Genomic DNA, 22,582 nt, shown 5'->3' on the forward strand with positions numbered 1-22,582 from the left:
ACACCACGCGGACACCGAAGCTCGGGTCGCATCGGCCGTGATGACGACGCTACGACCCTAATGTGTCGCCGCTGTTTCGCCCAAGGACCCATGTGGATAAGTGATCCGATCGCAACCGGACAGTGCTCACAGCCTCGCGCGCGCTCGCGCGTGCCGTTATCCGGGAACAATCCCAGCGTGTGCGCGCTTAGAATCGAGTACGGAGCGTCACGAGCGCACCGGCCGCCGCCGTCCACCCCCGAGCACGCGCGCGCCCGCGCAAGGAGACCCCCCATGGAGCACAACGACCCCTTCGGCTTCGTCGGACTGACCTACGACGATGTGCTGCTGCTGCCCGGCCACACCGACGTGATCCCCAGCGAAGCCGACACGTCGTCGCGTGTGACCCGCCGCATCACCGTCGCCACGCCGCTGCTCTCGGCAGCGATGGACACCGTGACCGAGGCCCGTCTGGCGATTGCCATCGCGCGCGAGGGCGGCATCGGCATCATCCACCGCAACCTCTCCATCGAGGACCAGGCGTCGATGGTCGACCGCGTCAAGCGCAGCGAGTCGGGCATGATCACCGACCCGATCACGACGACCCCCGACGCCACGATCGAAGAGGTCGACTCGCTCTGCGCGCAGTACCGCATCTCGGGCCTTCCCGTCGTCGACGACGAGAACCACCTCGTGGGCATCGTCACGAACCGCGACATGCGCTTCGTCTCGGGCTTCGAGCGCCAGACCACCAAGGTGCGCGACGTCATGACGACCGAGGGCCTGGTCACCGGCAAGGTCGGCATCAGCGCCGGCGAGGTCATCGCGCTGTTCGCCCAGCACCGCGTCGAGAAGCTCCCGCTGCTCGACGGCGAGGGCAAGCTCGCCGGGCTCATCACCATCAAGGACTTCGACAAGAGCGAGAAGTACCCGCTCGCCACCAAGGACGAGCAGGGCCGCCTCCGCGTCGGCGCCGCCATCGGCTTCTTCGGCGATGCGTGGCAGCGCGCCGAGGCCCTCCGCGACGCGGGCGTGGACGTCATCGTCGTCGACACCGCGAACGGCCAGTCGGCCGGCGTCATCGACATGGTGAGCCGCATCAAGGGCGACGAGTCGTTCGCGCACATCGACGTCATCGGCGGCAACGTCGCCACGCGTGAGGGCGCGCAGGCGCTCATCGACGCCGGCGTCGACGCCGTGAAGGTCGGCGTCGGTCCCGGCTCCATCTGCACGACGCGCGTCGTCGCCGGCGTGGGCGTGCCGCAGGTCACCGCGATCTACGAGGCGTCGCTCGCGGCCCGCGAGTCGGGCATCCCGATCATCGCCGACGGCGGCCTGCAGTACTCGGGCGACATCGCGAAGGCGCTCGTCGCCGGTGCCGACACGGTCATGCTCGGCTCGCTTCTCGCCGGCACCGACGAGTCGCCGGGCGAGATCGTCTTCCAGGGCGGCAAGCAGTTCAAGCAGTACCGGGGCATGGGGTCGCTCGGCGCCCTCCAGACGCGCGGCAAGAAGACGTCCTACTCGAAGGACCGCTACTTCCAGGCAGACGTCCCCACCGACGACAAGCTCATCCCCGAGGGCATCGAGGGCCAGGTCGCCTACCGCGGCCCGCTCTCGGCCGTCGCCTATCAGCTCGTCGGCGGCCTGCGCCAGTCGATGTTCTACGTCGGCGCCCGCACCATCGACGAGCTCAAGGCCAAGGGCAAGTTCGTCCGCATCACCGCGGCCGGCCTCAAGGAATCCCACCCGCACGACGTGCAGATCGTCGTCGAGGCCCCCAACTACAAGAAGTAGACCCCTTCGGGGAGTGGATGCCTCGGCCCGGCGCACTGCGCGGGGCCGAGGCATCCGTCTTCCGTCGTCTTCTCGGGGTCAGGGGAGGCGGAACGGGGCCGCCGCCCGTGCAGTGTCGTCGGTCGCCAGGTCGGCGAGCACCGACCCGACCGCGGGCGTGAACTTGAAGCCGTGGCCCGAGAAGCCGGCTCCGACGACGATGCGGCCGCGGCGGTCGAGGAGGAAGTCCTCGGAATCCGTCGAGGTGTAGGTGCAGCTGATCGGGACGGCCGAGTCGGGGTCGAGCCCGGGGAACCATTCCGCGACGTACTCGCGCAGCTGCGCGGCGCGCTCGGGCACGGGCTGGAAGGTGCGCGCGTCGGGATCGACGACGGGGCCGACCTTGTGGAAGCCCACCTTCACACCCTCGCCCGGCGTCGGCATGCCGTAGACGTTGCCGATGGGCCCGCGGTCGGCGTCGACGAAGTGGTTGAACGACGGCCACGGCAGGGCGGCGTCGCGCGGCGTGAAGTGCGCGGGGCTCTCCTCGGTGACGGTGAGCCGGGGGAGCGGGAAAGCGCCGGGAAGGATGCCGGGGGTCCACGCTCCGGAGGTCACCACCACCGTGTCGGCGACCAGGTCGTAGCGTTCGTCGCCCGCTTCGACGGTGACCGTCACGCCTGTGGCCGTCTCGTCGAGTGCGACGACCCGATGTGCGAAGCGCACCTCTGCGCCGTGCGAGCGGGCGGAGTCCTCGAGCGCGGCCAGTGCGGCGGATGCGCGCACGACGCCGGCATCCGGGGTGAAGAGCGCGTCGCCCTCGAACCTCATGCCCGGCCACCGGCGGGTCGCCTCGTCGCGGGTGAGCAGCTCGGCACGCTCGCCGCGGGCGTCGAGCGCCGCGTGGACGCCCTCGAGCAGACCCGGCGTGCCGTGGGTCACGAGGCCGTGCAGGCGCAGCAGCGGCTCGCCGGTCGCACGAGACAGCTCGTCCCACTCGGTGCGGGCGAGCGTGAGCAGGTCGAGGTAATGTGCGGCGGCATAGGCGTTGTTGAAGTTGCGGGTCGCGCCGTGCGAGGCGCCACGGGTGTGACCGCGCTCGAACCGCTCAAGCGCGACGACCCGGTGGCCGCGGCGGGCGAGCTGCCACGTGGTCGCGAGGCCCATCGCACCCGCGCCGACGACGACGTACGGAACATGCTCGGTCACGAGGGCCTCCACGATCCCGGATGCCGAGGGGCGCAGCATCCGTCTCCCGTCCATCTTCGCGCGGCGGGCGCCGGCCGGTCCCGTGCGGTGACGGAGTGTGACGGGCGCTGCGGGCGGTGGATCGCTAGCCTGGCGGCATGATCCGGCAGCGGCGGCATCCGGCGGCGACCCAGCGCACGACGCGTCTCGAGGCGTTCACCGACGGGGTGTTCGCGATCGCGGCGACGCTCCTCGTGCTCGATCTGACGCAGCACTCTCTCGGCGACGTCGACTCGAACGCCGAGATGTGGGCGGCGCTCGGCGGCATGTGGGAGCTGTTCCTGAACTTCGGGCTGAGCTTCGTGCTGCTGTGCCTGATGTGGATGGTGCACGTCCAGCAGTTCGAGCACGTCGCGCGCGTGGATGCGACGACGGTGTGGCTCAACAACGCGCGGCTGCTGTTCATCGTGCTCGTGCCGTTCGCGACGAACCTCACGACCGAGTACTCCGACTGGCTCGCCGGGCGTCTCGCGATGCCCGTGACCTTCTTCCTCGCGATCCTGTTCAGCTGGCTGCAGTGGGCGTGGGCGGTGCGCCGCCGCGACGTGCTGCTCCCCGACATGAGCCGCGACGACGCCGTCGCCTACGGTCGCAGCTCGCTGAGCGCCCTCCTCATCTCGGCCGCCGTCGTCGTGCTCGCGCCGTGGATCGGGTCGCTCGCGTTCCTGCTGTTCGTGCTCGACGGGCCGTTCACGCGGCTGCTCCGGGGCGGGAACACCTGACCGTTGTCGGCGCGACCACCCTCCGGCGTCGTGCCGAAACACGGGCCGGTCACGACGACACGCCGGGACGGGGCATCCGTTCCCGGCGTGTCGTGCGACCGACCCGTGTTTCGGCAGGGGATCAGCGGGTGAGGACGGATGCCTCGGCCCCGGCGGCGTCCGCGGCCCCGAGCCCTGCGGCCTCGGACTCGGACGTGTCGGGGGTCGCGGCATCCGTCGTCCCCTTGCCAGCGGGGAGCCACAGCGCCACGATCGTCGCGGCGAAGAGGACCGCTGCACCCGTGAACACGGCGGGGCGGGCGGCGTCGACGTACAGGTCGGGCAGCAGCTCGCCGCCGGCGCTGACGAAGATCGCTGTCATCACGGCCGTGCCGAGGGCGACGCCCAGCTCGCGGACCGTCGAGTTCACGCCCGATGCCTTGGCGTGGTCGATGAGCCCGAGGGTCGCCAGCAGCGCCGTCGCCGACGGGGCGAACACGAGCGCCATGCCGACGCCGGCCATGATGAACGGCGCGATCAGCACCGGGTAGTCGAGGTCCGTCGACATGACCGCGGTGATCCAGGTGAGCGCGACGCCCTGCAGGGCGAGGCCGAGCACCAGCAGGATGCGCGTGCCGACCCGCGGGGCGAGGATGCCGGCGATCGGCGCGACGATCATGGGTGCGAGCGTCCACGGGGTGGTCTGCACGGCGGCTTCGAGCGGCGTGGAGCCCTGCACGACCTGCAGGTACTGGATGAGGATGAACACCGCGCCGAACGTGCCGAAGCTGAACGCGAAGCCGACGATGTTCGTGATCGAGAACGAGCGGTCGCGGAAGAGGCGCAGCGGCATGAGGGGCGCCGTCGCCCGCGTCTGCCACCACAGGAACGCCGCGATGAGCAGAGCGCCGAGCACGATCTCGGCGATGACCCCGAACGAGTCCCAGCCGTCGTCGTTGCCGCGCACGATCGCGTGGACGAGGGCGAGCACGCCGGCGGCTGCGAGCAGTGCGCCGGGGACGTCGATGCGGGCGCGGGCGCCGAAGTCGTTGTTGAGCACGACGAGGGCGAGGGGGATCGCGATGATCGCGACGGGCACGTTGATCCAGAAGATCGCCTGCCAGTCCCAGCCCTCCATGATCGCCCCGCCGACCAGCGGGCCGACCGCGACGCCGAGGCCCGAGACGCCGCCCCAGATGCCGATCGCGAGCGCGCGTCTGGCCGGCGCGACTGCGCCGCTGAGGAGGGCGAGCGACAGCGGCATGACGCCCGCGGCGCCGAGACCCTGCAGGGCGCGGGCGGCGATGAGCTGACCCGGATCAGTGCTCAGCGCGGCGAACACCGAACCGACGCCGAAGACGGCGATGCCGATCGCGAAGAGCGTGCGGCGGCCGAAGCGGTCGCCCAGCGCCGACGCGATGAGGATCGCACCGGCGAACGCCAGCGTGTACGCGTTGACGAACCACTGCAGCTCTTCGACGCTCGCGCCCATGTCGCGGTGCAGCACCGGGAGCGCGTTCGTCATGACGAGGTTGTCGAGCGTGGCCATGAACATCGGAAGGGATGCTGCGGCCACCACGAGAGCGAACGGCCGCGCGCGGCGCGGGGCCCGGGTGAGGGGTGATTCGGTCATGGGAGGCTCCGGTTGTAATCGAATGATTACTGCACTGTAGTAATCGACTGATTACAAAGTCAAGTCATTCGCTGATAACCTTTCGGCATGACATCTCCGGCAGTGGCAGGCAGCGGCGCCTCCGTGGACGAGGCGCCGGCCGACACGGGCAGACGCCTGTCGTCCGAGGAGCGGCGTCGCCAGATCCTGGTGGCCGCGCTCGCGGTGTTCGGCGCCCGCGGCTACGAGGGCGCGACGACCGACGAGGTGGCCCGCGCCGCCGGCGTCAGCCAGCCGTACGTCGTGCGGCTGTTCGGCTCGAAGGAGAACCTCTTCCTCGCGGCGATCGAAGACGCCCTGGCGCGCATGCTCGCGGGCTTCCGCGCCGCGCTCGCCGACGACTCCCCGCACGACCCCGACATCACGCCCGAGAAGGCGGCGGCCAAGCGCATCGGACAGGCCTACGTCGACCTCATCTCGGTGCGGGGCCTGCACCAGACGCTCGCGCACGCCTACCTGCTCGGGAGTCACCCCGTGATCGGCGCTGCCGCACGCCAGGGCTTCGCGAAGGTGTGGAGGTTCTTCCGCGACGAGATGGGCCTCGACGCCGACGAATCGCGCGCGTTCATGGCCGAGGGCATGCTCATCTCGACGATGATCGGCCTGCGCATCGTGGACGACTACGGCTCCGACCCGCAGATCACCGAGCTGTTCCGCTCCTGCTTCCCGACCGAGCTGCCCCACGTGCTCGAGGTGCTCCCGCGCGGCACCGACCGCTGGTAGGTCGCTCCGCTCGGATGATGACGGATGCTGCGGGCCGCAGCATCCGTTCACATCACGTGATCTCACCGAGCGCGTGCGTCGTTCGCGCGCACAAGGGGTGGTCTCGGTGACAGCACACGATGTGAACGGGGACGGATGCTGCGCCCTGGCCTGCGTCGGGGGTGCGGCGTAGGGTCGGGGGCATGTGCCGGAACATCCACACGCTCCACAACTTCGAGCCCGCCGCGACCTCCGACGAGGTGCACGCCGCCGCGCTCCAGTACGTGCGCAAGATCGCGGGCACCACGAAGCCCTCGAAGGCGAACCAGGAGGCCTTCGACCACGCCGTGCACGAGATCGCGCACCTCACGCAGCACCTGCTCGACGACCTCGTCGCGGTGACCCCGCCGAAGAACCGCGAGGTCGAGGCCGCGAAGGCGCGCGAGCGCGCGATCCGCTCGGGCCGCTACGCCGCCCCCGCCGCCTGACCCCGCCGCCTGACCCCGGGGTCTTCGGCTCGTTCCCGGCCTCCTGCAGGTGCCGAAACACGGGTCGGTCACGAGACACGCCGCGGGCTGACGCCGGATCCCGGCGTGTCGCCGTTACCGACCCGTGTTTCGGCAACGGACAGGAGGGGACGGACGGCCGGGGCTGGGGTAGTCTGGTCGGCTCCCTGAACGGCGACCGTTGCCGCACGGAGCAGACAGCGAAACACCGTGGGGTACATCGACATCGCCGCCGTCTCGTACGCGCTGCCGGACGGCCGGCCGCTGCTCGACGAGGTCTCGTTCCGCGTGGGCGAGGGGTCGACGACGGCGCTCATCGGCCAGAACGGCGCGGGCAAGACCACGCTGCTGCGCATCATCCGGGGCGAGACCCCGGCGCTCTCGGGCGTCGTCTCGATCGACGGCGGCCTCGGCGTGATGGACCAGTTCGTCGGCCACGGCGAAGCGGGGCAGACCGTGCACGACCTCCTCATCGCGGTCGCTCCCGACCGCGTGCGCCGCGCCGCGCGCGAGCTCGAGGACTCCGAGGCGGCGATCATCGAGCACGACGACCTCGACACCCAGATGCGGTACGCCGGCGCGCTCGCCGACTACGCCGAGGCCGGCGGCTACGAGTACGAGACCGTCTGGGACACGTGCACCACCACGGCCCTCGGCATCCCGTTCGCGCGTGCGCGGTTCCGCGAGCTCACGACCCTGTCGGGCGGCGAGCAGAAGCGGCTCGCGCTCGAGGCGCTGCTGCGCGGCCCCGACCAGGTGCTGCTGCTCGACGAGCCCGACAACTACCTCGACGTTCCCGGCAAGCGCTGGCTCGAAGAGCGCCTGCGCGAGACGAACAAGACAGTGCTGCTGGTGTCGCACGACCGCGAGCTGCTGGCGCGGGCCGCCGACCGCATCGTCACGCTCGAGGCCGGCGGCGCGGGCAGCACGGCGTGGGTGCACGGCGGCGGCTTCGGCACGTATCACCGGGCACGCGAGGAACGGATGCTGCGCCTCGACGAACTGCGCCGCCGCTGGGACGAGCAGCACGTCAAGCTCAAGGAGCTCGTCGCGACGCTGAAGGTGAAGGCCACCGCGAACGACACGTTCACCTCGCGCTACCGGGCGGCCCAGACGCGGCTGCGCAAATTCGAGGAGGCAGGTCCCCCGCAGGAGCGCCCGAAGGAGCAGGATCTCGACGTGCGCCTGCGCGGCGCGCGCACCGGCCGCCGCGCGGTCGTGGCGGAGCAGCTCGAGCTCACCGGGCTCATGAAGCCGTTCGACCTCGAGGTGTGGTTCGGCGACCGGGTCGCCGTTCTAGGTTCGAACGGCTCGGGCAAGTCCCACTTCCTGCGGCTGCTGGCCCGTGGCGGCACCGACCCCGACGGCCGGCTCGGGCACGTGACCACGACCGGCGCGGGCCTGGACGCCGTGGCGCATACCGGCCGCGGCATCCTGGGCGCTCGCGTCGTTCCCGGGTGGTTCGCGCAGACGCACCGCCACCCCGAGTTCGACGGCAAGACGCTGCTCGACATCCTGCACCGCGGCGAGGACGCCCGCGCGGGGCTGCCCCGCGAGGCCGCGTCGAGTGCGCTCGACCGCTACGGGCTCGTCGCGCAGGCCGAGCAGACGTTCGACAGCCTGTCGGGCGGGCAGCAGGCGCGGTTCCAGATCCTGCTGCTCGAGCTCTCGGGCGCGACTTTGCTGCTCCTGGACGAGCCGACCGACAACCTCGACCTCGTCTCGGCCGAGGCGCTGCAGGATGCCCTCGCCCGCTTCGAGGGCACGGTGCTCGCCGTCACGCACGACCGGTGGCTGGCGAAATCGTTCGACCGCTTCCTCGTCTTCGGCTCCGACGGGCGCGTGTTCGAATCGACCGAACCGGTGTGGGACGAGTCCCGCGTCGCCCGCGCGCGGTGACGGGGGAGGGAGCCGGATCGAGTCGGGAGAACCCCGGAAGGTAGGCTGGACCCGTGAGCATGGACATCGAACTCGGCCGGGCCAAGCGGGCGCGACGCGCCTACACGTTCGACGACATCGCGGTGGTGCCGTCGCGGCGCACGCGCAACCCTGAAGACGTCTCGACCACGTGGACGATCGACGCCTTCAGCTTCGACATCCCGGTGCTGGGCGCCCCGATGGACTCCGTCGTGAGTCCGCGCACCGCCATCATGCTGGGCCAGCTCGGCGGTCTCGGCGTCCTCGACCTCGAGGGCCTCTGGACCCGCTACGACGACCCCGAGCCGCTGCTCGCCGAGATCGCCGGCATGGAGAAGGCCGCCGCGACCCGTCGCATGCAGGAGCTCTACAGCGAGCCCATCAAGCCCGAGCTCGTGCGCGACCGGCTCGCCGAGATCCGCGCCGCGGGCGTCACGGTCGCCGGCTCCCTCACGCCGCAGCGCACGCAGGAGCTCTACGAGACCGTTGTCGCCGCGGGCGTCGACCTCTTCGTGATCCGCGGCACCACGGTCTCTGCCGAGCACGTCTCGAGCGTCGACCAGCCGCTGAACCTCAAGAAGTTCATCTACGACCTCGACGTCCCCGTCATCGTCGGCGGCGCCTCGACCTACACCGCCGCCCTGCACCTCATGCGCACGGGTGCCGCGGGAGTGCTCGTCGGCTTCGGCGGGGGAGCGGCCTCGACCACGCGCGCCACCCTGGGCCTGCACGCCCCGATGGCGACCGCGGTCGCCGACGTCGCCGGCGCGCGCCGCGACTACCTCGACGAGTCGGGCGGGCGCTACGTGCACGTCATCGCCGACGGCGGCGTGGGCACCTCTGGTGACATCGTCAAGGCGATCGCGATGGGCGCCGACGCCGTCATGCTCGGCGTCGCGCTGGCACGGGCGACGGATGCCCCGGGCCGGGGCTTCCACTGGGGCCCCGAGGCGCACCACGCCAAGCTGCCGCGCGGCCGCCGCGTGAAGGTCGACCAGGTCGCGTCGCTCGAAGAGATCCTCTACGGGCCCGCGCCCGTCGCCGACGGCACCGCGAACCTCATCGGCGCGCTGCGCAAGTCGATGGCCACGACCGGATACTCCGACCTCAAGGAGTTCCAGCGCGTCGAGGTCGTCGTCGCGCCGTACGCCGCAGGATGACGGGTGCCATGACCGACCCCGACCCGACGGGAGCGGCCGACCTCGCGCCCGAGGTCTTCCCGCCGACCCTGCGCGAGGTGATGCTGCGCCCGCAATGGATCGGGATGCTGCTGCTCTGCCTCGTCGTCGCGGGGGTGTTCGCCTGGCTCGGGCAGTGGCAGCTGGGTCGAGCGGTGCAGACCAATCCGGTGCCTCCCGGCGCCACCGAAGCCGTCGAGCCCCTCGCTGACGTCGCGCTTCCGGGTGAGTACCTCCCGGAGCCCCTCGTGGGTCAGCGCGTCGAGACGCGGGGCACGTGGGTTCCCGAGGACTTCCTCGTCGTCGAGTCGCGCTACAACGACGGCGTCGAGGGCTACTGGGTGACCGGGCAGCTGCGCATCGACCCCGACGTGAGCGAGACGGTCGGCCCCACCTCTGTCGCCGTCGCCCTCGGGTGGGCCGCCACCGAGGAGGATGCGCGTGCCGCGATCGACGAGCTCGAGGGCGCAGCATCCGCCTCCGAGACCGTCGAGGTGACGGGGCGCCTCATCTCGGACGAAGGGCCCCTGCCCCCGGCCCGCGACGGCGACCCGCAGACGATGACGCGAATGTCGCCCGCCGCGCTGCTCGGCCAGTGGCACGACATCGACGCGCTGTTCGTGTACCGCCCGTACATCGCCTCGGTCGACGCGGTGGCCGGTCTCGACGCGATCTCGTCGCCGGCGCCGGTCGAGGGCTCCGGAATCAACTGGCTCAACATCTTCTACGCGGTCGAGTGGGCCGTGTTCGCCGGCTTCGCCTTCTACCTCTGGTACCGCCTCGCGAAGGACGCGTGGGAGAAAGAGGTCGAGGACTTCGAGGACGACCGTCGCGAGTCCGACGGCGATCCCGAGCCCGCGGCATCCTGAACCGAGGCCAACAATTCCGAGGCTGTGAGGGGAATCCTCACGACCCGAGGTGAACGGGATCCGACCGGACGGGCAACGTCAGGGGATCGCTTCTGATCCATGCTCGTGAATGTTCCGAGCGCCGATGAACACTCCGTGACGAGTCCGGGAATGGGCCGGAATCGGCCCCGACGCTTCGCGAGACTCACCTCAGGCCCGCCGTGCGGCGGGCCTGCGCCTTGTGCGCACTCGTTCGCCGGCACCCGAGCCGGCTCGATGGAGAGGGTTTTCGCGTGCCTCGATTCGCCCGTCCCACGATGGTCGCCGCAGGGTGCATCGCCGTGGTTCTCGGACTCAGCAGCTTCGGGGGCGGCGTCGCCGTCGCCGCCGGAGGCGGTCTCGCACCGCCGGCTGTCGACCCGGCCACGGTGTACTACCCGACCGCGGCGCCCGACCGCATCGTGCTCACCCCGACCAGCACTCCGCAGACCAGCCAGTCCGTGACATGGCGCACGTCGACGGCGGTCACGGCCCCGAAGGTCGAGTGGGCGCTGTCGGGTCCCAGCCTGGTGACGGGGGCGGCATCGGTGGATGCTGCGACCACGACCACGTTCGACGCCGAGAAGTACGCCGTCTCGTTCCACACCGCGACTGTCGAGGGGCTCGAGCCCGACACGACGTACGTGTACCGCGTGGGCGACGGCGAGACGTGGAGCGAGTGGTTCGAGTTCCGCACGGCCACGGCTGAGCCGGAGGCGTTCAGCTTCATCGTCCAGGGCGACGCGCAGAACGACAACAAGGCGTTCTCGTCGCGGTCGTTCCGGGCCGGGTTCGAGGCGCGCCCGTACGCGAAGCTCGCCGTGCACCTCGGCGACCTCATCGACACCGAGACGAGCGACGCCGAGTGGGGCGAGTGGAGCGAAGCCGGGGCGCTGGTCAACCAGAGCGCCAACCTCATCGCGACCACCGGCAACCACGAGTACTACCCCGGTCCCGACCTGTCGAAGTTCTGGCCGGCGCAGTTCGAGTTCCCCGCGAACGGCCCTGAGATCGGCGCCCACCCCGAGACGGCCTACTTCGTCGACTATCAGGGCGTGCGGTTCGTCTCGCTCAACAGCAACGTGCAGAACCCCACGGCGCTGACGGCGCAGACCGAGTGGCTCGACGAGGTGCTCGAAGAGAACCCGAACCAGTGGAGCGTCGTCTACTTCCACCACCCGATCTTCTCGGGGAGCTCCGGCCGCGACAACGCGGGAATCCGGGACGCCTGGCTGCCGGTCGTCGAGAAGCACGACGTCGACCTGGTGCTGTCGGGCCATGACCACACGTACGTCCGCGGCAACCTCCTCGTCAACGAGCAGAACCTGCCCGCGGGCGCCGACCCCGCCGTCAGCCACACCGGCCCGGTCTACATGGTGACCGTCGCCGGCCCGAAGGACTACGGCCTGTCGCCCGAAGGCGACAACAACTGGACGCAGAACGGCGCGCACCGCCGGATCGCGGCCACCAACCAGCAGATGTTCCAGACGGTCGACGTGACCGACGACGGTCGCATGCACGTCGAGGCACGCACCGTCGACGGCACACTGTTCGACGCCTTCACGATCACGAAGGACGACGACGGCACGAAGCTCGTCTCGGACGCCGACGCGTGGACGGGCGGTCCCGGCTCGAGCCGCGAAGGCGTCGCGCCGCCGGCCTTGCCGACGGACCCGACGGACCCGACCGATCCGACGGACCCGACCGACCCGACCGACCCGACGGACCCGACGGACCCGACCGACCCGACCGACCCGACGGACCCGACGGACCCGACGGACCCGACGGACCCGACGGACCCGACCGATCCCACGGACCCGACTGATCCCACGGACCCGACGGACCCGACGGACCCGACGGACCCGACGGACCCGACGGACCCGACCGATCCCACGGACCCGACCGATCCGACGGTGACGCTCAGCGACACCACCGTCGCTCCGGGTGACGCGCTCGACCTCACCGCGGCGGGCTTCGTGGCCGGCGAGAGCGTCACGATCGAGCTGCACTCCGACCCGGTGGTGCTGGCGCGCGCGACGGCCGACGCGAACGGCGCCGTCTCCGCAACGGTGACCATCCCCGCGGGCACGGCTCCCGGCTCGCACACCATCGTGCTCACCGGCGCCTCGGGTCGCACCGTCTCGATCCCGATCACCGTCGTCGGTGCTGCCGCGTCTGCTGCTCCGACCGGTCAGCTCCCCGCGACGGGCGGCGCGCTGCCCGTGTCGCTCATGGTCCTCGGCGGTGCGCTCGCCGCCGGCGGCGCCGCGCTCATCGCACGTTCCGTCCTCCGCAACCGAAAGGCCTCCTGAGATGGCTCGCCTCCGCACCCCCGGCCGGCTTCTGGCCGCCGGACTCGCCTTCGGCGTGATGGCGACGAGCGGCGTGCTCGTCGCAGCGCCCGCGCACGCAGCATCCCTTCCCGCCGCGGAACGGTATGCGCCCTCGCGTGTGCCCGACCGCATCACGCTCACCCCCGGAACCGACCCGACGACCCAGCAGGTCGTGTCGTGGCGCAGTTCGACCGCCGTCACGCAGGGACTGGTCGAGTACCGCTCGTTCATCCCGACGCCGTACCCCAGCGGGGTGCAGACGGTGAACGCGCAGCAGCGCACCGAGCAGGCCACCGACCTCGGCTACACGCACGCCGTGCACACCGCCACGATCTCGGGTCTGCAGCCCGGCGTCGCCTACCAGTACCGCGTCGGCGACGGCACGAACTTCAGCGAGTGGCAGGACTTCGAGACGGCGGCGGCGACCGACGACCGCTTCTCGTTCATCTATCTCGGCGACGTCCAGAACGGGATCCTGTCCGACGCGTCGCGGGTCATCCGCAACGCGTTCCGCGACCGTCCGAATGCCGACCTCGTCGTGCAGATCGGCGACCTCGTCGACGACGCGGAGTCCGAGCAGCAGTGGGGCGAGCTGTACGAGGCGTTCTCGTACTCGCTCGGCACGCAGAACCTGCTGACGACCCCGGGCAACCATGAATGGGGCGGCGGGGGATCGCAGCAGTTCCGCGACCTGTACCAGTACCCCGACAACGGACCGCAGGGCGAGGGTGCGCTCTACGACACCCTCGACGACACGGTGTACTACACCGACAACCAGGGCGTCCGGTTCGTCTCGCTCAACAGCAACGTCGTCGACACCGAGGGTCTGCGCGTGCAGGCCGAGTGGCTCGACGAGGTGCTCACCGACAACCCCAACCCCTGGACCGTGGTGTACTTCCACCACCCCGTCTACTCGCTCGACGAGGGCCGCAACAACCTCGGCATCCGCCAGTCGTGGGGGCCGATCCTCGAGGAGCACAACGTCGACCTGGTGCTCACCGGGCACGACCACGCCTACGGACGCGGCAACCTCACCGCCAACGAGCAGAACCTGCCCGCAGGCGCCGACCCCGAGCTGAGCTCGACCGGTCCGGTGTACGTCTCGTCCAGCGTCGGCTCGAAGTTCTACGACGCCGGTCCGCGGCACTGGAACGAGAACGGCGGGCACCTGCGCCGTCTCGAGACCGGGCTGCAGACCTACCAGGTCGTCGACGTGAGCGGCGGCACGCTGCGGTTCGAGTCGCGCACTGCCGACGGCGCGTTCTTCGACGGATTCACCATCACCAAGAAGGACGGCCAGAAGCTCGTCGTCGACGGCGTCGAGCCCCAGGTCATCGACCCGGGCAACCCCGCGCCGTGCCTCGGCTGCGAGCCGGGCGGACCCGACCCGACAGACCCGACAGACCCGACGGATCCGGTGGGGGACTTCGACTACGAGCAGACCGCTCAGCTCGACGCCGTCATGCCGAACAGCTTCGGCGGCGAGCACACCGCGGCGCTGCCGGCGGGCGTCGCGTACCACCAGACGCGTGACGTGCTGTACCTGGGCGACCAGAACAGCCGCAAGGTGTTCGAGATCGACCCCGACACCGACGCGGTGCTGCGCACGATCACGCTGCCCGAGAACATCCGTGATCTCGGCATCGACGAGGCGAACGAGCTGCTCTACGTCGGCCAGCAGAACAAGAACTGGCTGGTCGTCTCGATCGCCGACGCCGACTTCGGCACCATCAAGCGCGGGCCGTACTCGATCATCGAGTCGCAGCGCTCGATGGACGTCGACCCGGTGCACGACTTCGTCTACGTCGCCGTCCCGGCGCGCGGCGTCGAGGTGTTCCGCGCCTCCACCGGCGAGTCGCTCGGCGTGATCCGCGGCACGGCCGACGCCTACTACGTCGCGGCCGACCCCGAGACGGGCTGGGTCGTCACGACCAAGTTCCAGAGCGTCGCGGGCACCCCCGACGTGCAGGCGTACGACGCGCTCAACGGCTTCGCCCTGAAGTGGGAGAAGGAGGTGCGTGCGGGCGCCCGCCAGGTAGACATCGACTCGGAGCGGGGGCTGCTCTATGTCGGCTACACCGGCACGTCGGCCGACCGCGGCGGCTTCTCGGTGCACTCGCTCGCGAGCGGCGCGCTCCTGGTCGACAAGGTCGGCCCGGAATTCGGCAAGGACGGCTACGGCATCACGGTCGACGAGGAGAACGAGCGCGTCTTCGTGGCGAACCGCGACTTCCGCCTGAACCCTCCGGGTGAGGAGCTCGTGCCCTTCGCGGTGACCGAGAGCACCCGCATCGATTCCGACGAGCCGACCGACCCGGTCGAGGCGTTCACGTACGAGCACCTCACGCACCTGGATTCGGTCATGCCGAACAGCATCGGCGGGGCGCACACGGCGGCGCTCCCGGCCGGCGTGACCTACGACCAGAAGCGCGACCTGCTGTATCTGGGCGACCAGAACAGCCGGAAGATCTTCGAGATCGACCCCGGCACCGACACGGTGCTGCGCGAGATGACGGTGCCCGAGAACGTCCGCGATCTCGGCATCGACGAGGAGCGCCAGCTGCTCTACGTGGGCCAGCAGAACAAGAACTGGGTCGTCGTGTCGATCGCCGACGCGAACTTCGGCGAGGTGGTGCGCGGATCGTACCCGATCATCGAGTCGAATCGCTCGATCGACGTCGACCCGGTGAACGACTTCGTCTACGTCGCCGTCCCGGCGCGCGGGGTCGAGGTGTTCAAGGCCTCGACGGGTGAGTCGCTCGGCGTGATCCGCAACACCGCGGACGCGTACTACGTCGCGGCCGACCCGGCGACGGGCTGGATCGTCACCACGTCCAACACCGACGTCGAGGGCAACCCCGGCATCCAGGCGTTCGACGCGGCCAACGGCTTCGCGAAGGCGTGGGAACTGGCGGTGCGTCCGAACGCACGTCAGCTCGACGTCGACTCCGAGCACGGGCTGCTGTACGTCGGCTACTCGGGCAGCGGTGACACCGGCGGAGGCTTCTCGGTGCACGACCTCAAGACGGGCACGCTGCGCGTCGACAAGGTCGGCCCCGAGTTCGGTCGCGACGGCTACGGCATCGTCGTGGACGAGGACGACCAGCGCGTCTTCGTGTCGAACCGCGACTTCCGCCTCAGCCCTCCCGGAGTGGAGACGGCCCCCCAGGCCGTGACCGTCACGGTCCGCACCGGAACGACCGACCCGACCGATCCCACGGACCCGACGGACCCGACGGATCCGACGGACCCGACGGACCCCACGGACCCGACCGACCCGACCGATCCCACGGACCCGACCGACCCGGGCGTCGAGCCGTACGCGGCGACCGCGCTCACCGCGATCCCGACCGAGACGACCGAGGGCGCCGACGAGATCCGTCCGGTCGGGTCGGCGGTCGACCCGGCTACGGGTCACCTGTTCCTGGCGGACGAGATGCGCCCGGCGCGGGTGCACGTGATCGACCCGGCGACCGACAAGGTCGTGCGCACGATGACGGCTCCGACGACCGACCCGGTCCAGGACGGTCTGCGCGATATCGCGTACGACGCGGTCAACGGCTGGCTGTACGTCGGGTTCGGCAGCAACTGGGTCGTGATGGATGCTGAGACCGGTGAGCTCGTGCGCGGACCGTTCGCGTTCTCGGGCGGCGTCCGGGGTATGGATGTCGACGTCGAGGCGGGTCTCGTCTACGGCGGCGTGCGTGGTTCGGGCTACGACGTGGCGGATGCCATGTCGGGTGCGCTGCTGCGCACGATCCAGGGCCCGGCTGACGGTGGGGCGTGGAGTTCGCACGGCATCGCGGTCGACTCGGTGAACGATCTGCTGTACGTCAGCAACAGCGACGCCGGCGGATCGACCGAGGGCATCCGCGTGTACAAGACGGCGGACGACTCGCTCGTCCAGCGTCAGACCGTCGCGGCCGCCGACTACCGCTCCATCGCGGTCGACGGCGAGGCGGGCATCGTGATCGTGGGCAACCAGAACACGCTGTTCGACCAGTCCGGTGTGACGGTGTTCGACGCCGCCGACCTGTCGCTCGTCGAGCGTCTTGCGGCGCACAAGTACGGCAACAAGGTCTACGGCGTCTCGATCGACGCCGAGCGCGACCTGCTGTATGTCTCGGCACGCGAGCGGTACCCGTCGGGCCTCATCAAGGTCACCTTGCCGAAGTGACGATGACGGATGCTGCGGCCCCGGGCCGCAGCATCCGTCACCGCCCTCTCCCGGACCCGGGGGAGGGCGGTTCCGCGTCACGCGGCGGGCGGGAAACGCCCGGGAACCCCGCGGGTAGACTGGTGGCCATGCCCCGCGCCCCGAAGCTCGCTTCTTTTCCGGCTATCCGCGGAGCCCTGAAGTTCTACCAGATCTGCTCCGTCATCACGGGCACGATGCTGCTGCTGCTCGTCGCCGAGATGATCGGCAAGTACGCGCTCGGCTATGAGCTGTTCCTCGGTGGTTCCGGCGGGTTCCTGTGGTTCGCCCCCGTCGTCGAGACGGCCAACGGCCTCGAGTCGACCGGCGACGGTCTCAACCTGTCGCTCGGCATCCTCGTCGCCCACGGCTGGTTCTACGTCGTCTATCTGATCTCGTGCTTCCGCGTGTGGAGCCTCATGCGCTGGAACCTGCTGCGCCTGGGCATGCTCGCCGCGGGCGGCATCGTGCCCCTCCTGTCGTTCTTCATGGAGGCGCGCGTCGGCCGCGACGTCAAGAAATACCTCGCCGAGCGTGAGGCAGCCGAGCTGCACTCCCAGGCCGAGCACTCCACCCTCACTCACTCGATCCCGACGGAGAACCAGCGTTGACCGCACAGACCGAGACCGAACAGCGTCCCGTCCTCGTCGTCGACTTCGGCGCCCAGTACGCGCAGCTGATCGCCCGCCGCGTCCGTGAGGCCGGCGTCTACAGCGAGATCGTGCCGCACACCGCGACCGCCGCCGACATCGCGGCGAAGAACCCGGTCGGCATCATCCTGTCGGGCGGCCCGTCGTCGGTGTACGAAGACGGCGCCCCCGCACTCGACACCGGCGTCTTCGACCTCGGCGTTCCCACCCTCGGCATCTGCTATGGCTTCCAGGTCATGGCGCAGGCGCTGGGCGGCGAGGTCGCGAACACCGGACTCCGTGAGTACGGAGCGACGGATGCTGCGGTCACGGGTGACGGCGGCGTGCTGCTGGGCGGTCAGCCGGCCGCGCAGAACGTCTGGATGAGCCACGGCGACCAGGTCTCGCGCGCGCCCGAGGGCTTCGAGGTGCTCGCGTCGACGAGCGCGACGCCGGTCGCGGCCTTCGGCAGCGACGAGCGCCGCTTCTACGGCGTGCAGTGGCACCCCGAGGTCAAGCACTCCGACCACGGCCAGAACGTGATCGAGAACTTCCTGCACAAGGCCGCGGGTCTTCCCGCCGACTGGAACAGCGGCAACGTCATCGCCGAGCAGGTCGCGAAGATCCAGGCGCAGGTCGGCTCCGGCCGCGTCATCTGCGGGCTGTCGGGCGGCGTCGACTCCGCCGTCGCGGCGGCGCTCGTGCACAAGGCCGTCGGCGACCAGCTGGTCTGCATCTTCGTCGACCACGGGCTCCTCCGTAAGGACGAGCGCGAGCAGGTCGAGCAGGACTACGTCGCCTCGACCGGCGTGCGTCTGGTCACGGTCGACGCGCGCGAGCAGTTCCTTTCGGCGCTCGCCGGGGTCAGCGACCCCGAGCAGAAGCGCAAGATCATCGGCCGCGAGTTCATCCGCACGTTCGAGCAGGCCGAGGCCGCGCTCGTGGCGGAGGCCGAGGCCGACGGCGAGCCCATCCGCTTCCTCGTGCAGGGCACGCTCTACCCCGACGTCGTCGAGTCGGGCGGTGGCACCGGCACCGCGAACATCAAGTCGCACCACAACGTGGGCGGCCTCCCCGAAGACCTGCAGTTCGAGCTCGTCGAGCCGCTGCGCACCCTCTTCAAGGACGAGGTCCGCGCGATCGGCCGCGAGCTCGGGCTTCCCGAGGTCATCGTCGGCCGCCAGCCGTTTCCGGGCCCCGGCCTCGGCATCCGGATCGTGGGTGAGGTCACCGCTGACCGTCTCGAGATTCTGCGCGATGCCGACGCCATCGCCCGCGCAGAGCTGACGGCGGCGGGGCTCGACGGCGAGATCTGGCAATGCCCGGTCGTGCTGCTCGCCGACGTCCGCTCGGTGGGCGTGCAGGGCGACGGTCGCACCTACGGTCACCCGATCGTGCTGCGCCCGGTCTCGTCTGAGGACGCGATGACCGCCGACTGGACGCGCCTGCCCTACGACGTGCTCTCGAAGATCTCGAACCGCATCACCAACGAGGTGCGCGACGTCAACCGCGTCGTCCTCGACGTGACCTCGAAGCCCCCGGGGACCATCGAGTGGGAGTGATGTGATCGGATGCCTCGAACCTCGCCGGTTCGGGGCATCCGTCGTTTGTGCGCGTGCGGAAGGATGGACGGATGAGGGATGCCGCGGACTCGCTGCCCGATGCCGACTACGTGGTTCTCGGCAGCCGCGTCGCCCTCGGGCTCGACGGCGGGTTCGCCGTCGCGGTGCCGTCGCGGCTGCGTTTGCTCGAGGCATCCGGTGCTGTCGAACCGCTGCTGCTGAGCGTCGACGGCCAGCCGCCCGAGGCCCATGCCGCACAGCGGCAGGCGTTCGTCGACGGCGGCCACCTGCCCGACGCCGCGCGCGTGCGCAACCTGTTCGACGAGCTCGTGGCCGGCGGCGAGTGGCTCGAGCGCGTCGGCGAGCCCGGGGGGCGGACGCCCGGCGTGGCGTATCGGACGATCATGGATGCCGCGGCCCGGCCGATCGTGTCGCTCCCGGTGTTCGAGAACGACCCCGAATGGCATCTGCGCGACGCGGCGGTCGTCGTGCACGCGGCGGGCGGCGATCGCGCGCTCGTCGGGTTCCGCGGGCTGTACATCGCGTGGCTCGAGGCGATCGCCGACGAGCGCCGGGGCGCGGCAGGGGACCCCGACCGCCTGTTCATCGTGGTGTGCGAGTCGCGGCAGATCGGCGAGGCCCTCGTCGACTGGGACGACCCGCGCGTGCGGATCGTGCACACCGTGCACAACTCGCATGTGCCCGATCCCTACGACGACCCCCAGGCTCCCGTCGTCGGACTGTGGCGGCGGTGGCTCGCGACGCTCGACCGCTACGACGCGGTGCTGTGGCCGACGGCCGCGCAGCGCGACGAGGTCGCGGACCGGTTCGGCGACCCCGGCACCTTCCATGTCGTGCCGAACACGATCGAGCTCGGCGCGACCCCGCCGGGTGCCGCGTCCCGTGATCCGCTCCGCGTCGTCATGCTGAACCGGCTCGCCCCGCAGAAGCGCGTCGACCTCGCGATCCGCGCCTGGCAGCGGGTAGCTGCCGCGGTGCCGGACGCCCGCCTCGACGTGTATGGCGACGGTCCGCTCATGGACGAGCTGCAGCGGCTGATCGACGAGGTCGGGGTCGCAGCATCCGTCACGCTCCACGGAGCCACCGCCGATCGCGACGCGATCTTCGACCGGTCCGCGCTGTTCGTCACGTCGACGGCGTTCGAAGGACAGGGGCTCTCGATCGCCGAGGCGCTCGCCCGCGGCCTGCCGGTGGTGTCGTTCGACGCCCGGTACGGGCCGCGCGAGGCGATCGCCGGCGCGGGCATCGTCGTGCCGCCGGGCGACGTCGACGCCTTCGCCGACGCGATCATCGATCTGCTGCAGGACGACGCGCGCCGCGCCGAGCTGGCGTCGCGGGCGCGCGACGCGGCGGCGGCCTTCACGCCCGACGCCGTGCGCCCCGCGCTCATCGCCGCGCTCCGCGCCGCGGTCGACGCGCCCTCGCGCCGGGTCTGAGGTCTCCGCGGCGGCTGACCCGCTCGGCGATCGGTGACCGCTCCCCGTAGACGTACTCTCATTCGGCCATTGAACTTCCGGTTCACACAGGGCTGACGCCCGGGCGAAAGGCTGTGCGATCCCAGCAGCGCCCGCCGCCCGCGCGGTGGGCCGGTGCGGTCGCTTCCCGGTGGGGACGCGACCAGACGGACCCAACCGGCCCCGGCATCCCCGCCCGGGCGCTGGGTTGGCCGGTGTTGTCGCCTCCGGGTTGGGACGCGACGGAATGGGCCCACTCGACCCGGCACCCGGTAGACGCTTGCGCGCTGGGTTGGCCGGTGCGGTCGCTTCCGGGCATGGACGCGACGGAATGGGCCGGCGTGGCAGCCCGCGAGGTCGGGGCCGAGGCGGGTGCTGTGTGAACCGGAAGTTCACTGGCCCGTAGAGAGCACCTCTGCGCGGAGCGGCGGCAGCCGCACCCGCCGAGCGGCGGCGTCCGCTGACGGCAGAGCCGCCGGGAGCGGAAATGGATGCTGCGACCCGGCCGCGCGCGCAGGCTGAGGGCATGACTGACGAAGGCAAGATCCCGCAGTTCGGGGCGGAGGCGCGGCGCGAGCTGTTCCACCAGCGCGTGCTCGTGCTCGACGGCCCGCTCGACGACGACAACGGCACCCTGATCGCGACGCAGCTGCTGGCGCTCGCCGCGGAGGACGAAGCATCCGATATCGCCCTCTGGATCCACTCGCCGGGCGGATCCGTGCCCTCGATGCTCGCGATCCGCGACGTCATGAAACTCATCCCGAACGACGTCGCGACGCTCGCCCTCGGGCTCGCGTGCAGCGCCGGGCAGTTCCTGCTGTCGGCGGGGGCCAGCGGCAAGCGGCGCGCGCTGCCGCACGCGCGCATCCTCATGCACCAGGGGTCGGCGGGCATCGGCGGGTCGGCGGTCGAGGTCGAGGTGCAGGCCGACGACCTTCGCCACATGCGCGACACCGTGCTCGGCCTCATCGCCGCGGACACCGGGCAGAGCGTCGAGCGCGTCTTCGAGGACTCGCTGCACGACCGCTGGTACACCGCGGCCGAGGCGCGCGACTACGGGTTCATCGACGGGATCGTCGAGTCCTTCGCACAGGTGGTGCCGCGGCGGCGACGGCCGGCGGGGCTCGGACTCGGCCCGGCGGAGGTGGCGGCATGAGCGGGTACACGATCCCCAACGTGGTGGCGCAGCATCCGCGCGGCGACCGCATCATGGACGTCTATTCGCACCTGCTCGCAGAGCGCGTCGTGTACCTCGGCACGGGCATCGACGCGGGCGTCGCGAACGCGCTCATCGCGCAGCTGCTGCACCTCGACGCCGACAGTCCTGACCGCGACATCCAGCTCTACATCAACTGCGAGGGCGGCGATCCGTCGGCGATGCTCGCGGTGTACGACACGATGCAGCACGTGCGGCCGGACGTCGCGACGACAGTCGTGGGACAGGCGATCGGCGTCGGCGCCGTGATGCTCGCGGCGGGCGCAGCGGGCAAGCGCTCGGTGCTGCCGCACGCGCGCATCGTGCTGCATCAGCCGGCGGGCCAGGGGAGGGGCGCGATCCCCGACCTCATCCTCCAGGCCGACGAGCTCGTGCGCGTGCGCGGCGAGGTGGAGGAGATCCTCGCACTGCATACGGGACAGGATGCTGCGAGACTCCGGTCCGACACCGACCGCGACCGCGTCTTCACCGCCGCCGACGCCGTCGCCTACGGCCTCGCGGATGCCGTGCTGGAACGCACTCCCCTCCCCGTTCGCTGACTGGGGCCCGCCCGCGTGCGCGCGGTCGCAGGGCTGTCGTCCCCGGCGGAGGAGGCTGCGTTCGGCA

General features: G+C 70.8%; 16 protein-coding genes. 14 read left to right on the forward strand and 2 right to left on the reverse strand.

Annotated elements, in window-relative coordinates; genetic code table 11:
• Positions 1–273: 273 nt before the first annotated feature.
• Complete coding sequence (gene guaB / locus ACFC1I_RS18705) at positions 274–1,776, forward strand: IMP dehydrogenase (RefSeq protein ID WP_376012866.1); 1,503 nt, start codon at positions 274–276, stop codon at positions 1,774–1,776.
• 78 nt (positions 1,777–1,854) lie between these two features.
• On the opposite strand, the gene ACFC1I_RS18710 is transcribed toward guaB, so the two are convergent.
• Positions 1,855–2,964, reverse strand: a complete 1,110-nt coding sequence (locus ACFC1I_RS18710; protein WP_376012868.1) for an FAD-dependent oxidoreductase — start codon at positions 2,962–2,964, stop codon at positions 1,855–1,857.
• Between the two features lie 137 nt (positions 2,965–3,101).
• On the opposite strand from ACFC1I_RS18710, the gene ACFC1I_RS18715 reads away from it, so the two are divergent.
• Positions 3,102–3,725 carry a TMEM175 family protein gene (locus ACFC1I_RS18715; protein WP_376012871.1) on the forward strand — a complete coding sequence of 208 codons (624 nt, stop codon included), beginning with the start codon at positions 3,102–3,104 and terminating at the stop codon, positions 3,723–3,725.
• Between the two features lie 121 nt (positions 3,726–3,846).
• Here ACFC1I_RS18715 and ACFC1I_RS18720 read toward each other — a convergent pair whose 3' ends face one another.
• Entirely contained in the window at positions 3,847–5,337 is a 1,491-nt protein-coding gene (locus tag ACFC1I_RS18720) for an MFS transporter (protein ID WP_376012874.1), read from the reverse strand.
• Positions 5,338–5,424: 87 nt separating this feature from the next.
• Here ACFC1I_RS18720 and ACFC1I_RS18725 point away from each other — a divergent pair, with 87 nt between their 5' ends.
• The 12 genes from ACFC1I_RS18725 (at position 5,425) to ACFC1I_RS18780 (ending at position 22,515) form a co-directional block, all read left to right on the forward strand.
• Positions 5,425–6,099 (forward strand): TetR/AcrR family transcriptional regulator, encoded by a 675-nt coding sequence (locus tag ACFC1I_RS18725; protein ID WP_376012877.1) that lies wholly within the window; start codon positions 5,425–5,427, stop codon positions 6,097–6,099.
• Between the two features lie 182 nt (positions 6,100–6,281).
• Complete coding sequence (locus ACFC1I_RS18730) at positions 6,282–6,566, forward strand: DUF2277 domain-containing protein (protein ID WP_376012880.1); 285 nt, start codon at positions 6,282–6,284, stop codon at positions 6,564–6,566.
• A gap of 228 nt (positions 6,567–6,794) precedes the next feature.
• Complete coding sequence (locus ACFC1I_RS18735; RefSeq protein WP_376012883.1) at positions 6,795–8,483, forward strand: ABC-F family ATP-binding cassette domain-containing protein; 1,689 nt, start codon at positions 6,795–6,797, stop codon at positions 8,481–8,483.
• 59 nt (positions 8,484–8,542) lie between these two features.
• Positions 8,543–9,661, forward strand: coding sequence for a GuaB3 family IMP dehydrogenase-related protein (locus ACFC1I_RS18740; RefSeq protein WP_376013121.1), 1,119 nt, complete (start codon positions 8,543–8,545; stop codon positions 9,659–9,661).
• A gap of 80 nt (positions 9,662–9,741) precedes the next feature.
• Entirely contained in the window at positions 9,742–10,548 is an 807-nt protein-coding gene (locus ACFC1I_RS18745) for an SURF1 family protein (RefSeq protein WP_376013123.1), read from the forward strand.
• 272 nt (positions 10,549–10,820) lie between these two features.
• The gene (locus ACFC1I_RS18750) at positions 10,821–12,878 is read left to right on the forward strand and encodes a fibronectin type III domain-containing protein (protein ID WP_376012885.1); all 2,058 of its coding nucleotides are present in this window, start codon (positions 10,821–10,823) and stop codon (positions 12,876–12,878) included.
• Between the two features lies 1 nt (position 12,879).
• Positions 12,880–17,076: a metallophosphoesterase gene (locus ACFC1I_RS18755; protein WP_376012888.1), complete on the forward strand. Its 4,197-nt coding sequence runs from the start codon at positions 12,880–12,882 to the stop codon at positions 17,074–17,076.
• 128 nt (positions 17,077–17,204) lie between these two features.
• Positions 17,205–17,705, forward strand: coding sequence for a DUF3817 domain-containing protein (locus ACFC1I_RS18760; protein ID WP_376012891.1), 501 nt, complete (start codon positions 17,205–17,207; stop codon positions 17,703–17,705).
• On the forward strand, positions 17,702–19,285 hold the full coding sequence (gene guaA, locus ACFC1I_RS18765) for a glutamine-hydrolyzing GMP synthase (protein WP_376012894.1): 1,584 nt from the start codon (positions 17,702–17,704) through the stop codon (positions 19,283–19,285). Before ACFC1I_RS18760 ends, guaA begins: the two co-directional genes overlap by 4 nt.
• Before the next feature lie 71 nt (positions 19,286–19,356).
• On the forward strand, positions 19,357–20,742 hold the full coding sequence (locus tag ACFC1I_RS18770) for a glycosyltransferase (RefSeq protein ID WP_376012897.1): 1,386 nt from the start codon (positions 19,357–19,359) through the stop codon (positions 20,740–20,742).
• Positions 20,743–21,286: 544 nt separating this feature from the next.
• The gene (locus ACFC1I_RS18775) at positions 21,287–21,916 is read left to right on the forward strand and encodes a ClpP family protease (protein ID WP_376012900.1); all 630 of its coding nucleotides are present in this window, start codon (positions 21,287–21,289) and stop codon (positions 21,914–21,916) included.
• Positions 21,913–22,515 carry a ClpP family protease gene (locus ACFC1I_RS18780; RefSeq protein WP_376012902.1) on the forward strand — a complete coding sequence of 201 codons (603 nt, stop codon included), beginning with the start codon at positions 21,913–21,915 and terminating at the stop codon, positions 22,513–22,515. Before ACFC1I_RS18775 ends, ACFC1I_RS18780 begins: the two co-directional genes overlap by 4 nt.
• Positions 22,516–22,582 lie beyond the last annotated feature (67 nt).

The sequence above is a fragment of the Microbacterium sp. NPDC056044 genome (genome assembly GCF_042267145.1).
Taxonomy (GTDB): domain Bacteria; phylum Actinomycetota; class Actinomycetes; order Actinomycetales; family Microbacteriaceae; genus Microbacterium.

What these genes read in the sequence shown, in the direction of transcription:
- ACFC1I_RS18780 (WP_376012902.1), top strand. Translation starts at nt 21,913, where the DNA reads ATGAGCGGGTACACGATCCCCAACGTGGTGGCGCAGCATCCGCGCGGC.
- ACFC1I_RS18755 (WP_376012888.1), top strand. Translation starts at nt 12,880, where the DNA reads ATGGCTCGCCTCCGCACCCCCGGCCGGCTTCTGGCCGCCGGACTCGCC.
- ACFC1I_RS18725 (WP_376012877.1), top strand. Translation starts at nt 5,425, where the DNA reads ATGACATCTCCGGCAGTGGCAGGCAGCGGCGCCTCCGTGGACGAGGCG.
- ACFC1I_RS18715 (WP_376012871.1), top strand. Translation starts at nt 3,102, where the DNA reads ATGATCCGGCAGCGGCGGCATCCGGCGGCGACCCAGCGCACGACGCGT.
- ACFC1I_RS18740 (WP_376013121.1), top strand. Translation starts at nt 8,543, where the DNA reads ATGGACATCGAACTCGGCCGGGCCAAGCGGGCGCGACGCGCCTACACG.
- guaB (WP_376012866.1), top strand. Translation starts at nt 274, where the DNA reads ATGGAGCACAACGACCCCTTCGGCTTCGTCGGACTGACCTACGACGAT.
- ACFC1I_RS18760 (WP_376012891.1), top strand. Translation starts at nt 17,205, where the DNA reads ATGCCCCGCGCCCCGAAGCTCGCTTCTTTTCCGGCTATCCGCGGAGCC.
- ACFC1I_RS18720 (WP_376012874.1), bottom strand. Translation starts at nt 5,337, where the DNA reads ATGACCGAATCACCCCTCACCCGGGCCCCGCGCCGCGCGCGGCCGTTC.
- ACFC1I_RS18745 (WP_376013123.1), top strand. Translation starts at nt 9,742, where the DNA reads ATGCTGCGCCCGCAATGGATCGGGATGCTGCTGCTCTGCCTCGTCGTC.
- ACFC1I_RS18775 (WP_376012900.1), top strand. Translation starts at nt 21,287, where the DNA reads ATGACTGACGAAGGCAAGATCCCGCAGTTCGGGGCGGAGGCGCGGCGC.
- ACFC1I_RS18770 (WP_376012897.1), top strand. Translation starts at nt 19,357, where the DNA reads ATGAGGGATGCCGCGGACTCGCTGCCCGATGCCGACTACGTGGTTCTC.
- ACFC1I_RS18730 (WP_376012880.1), top strand. Translation starts at nt 6,282, where the DNA reads ATGTGCCGGAACATCCACACGCTCCACAACTTCGAGCCCGCCGCGACC.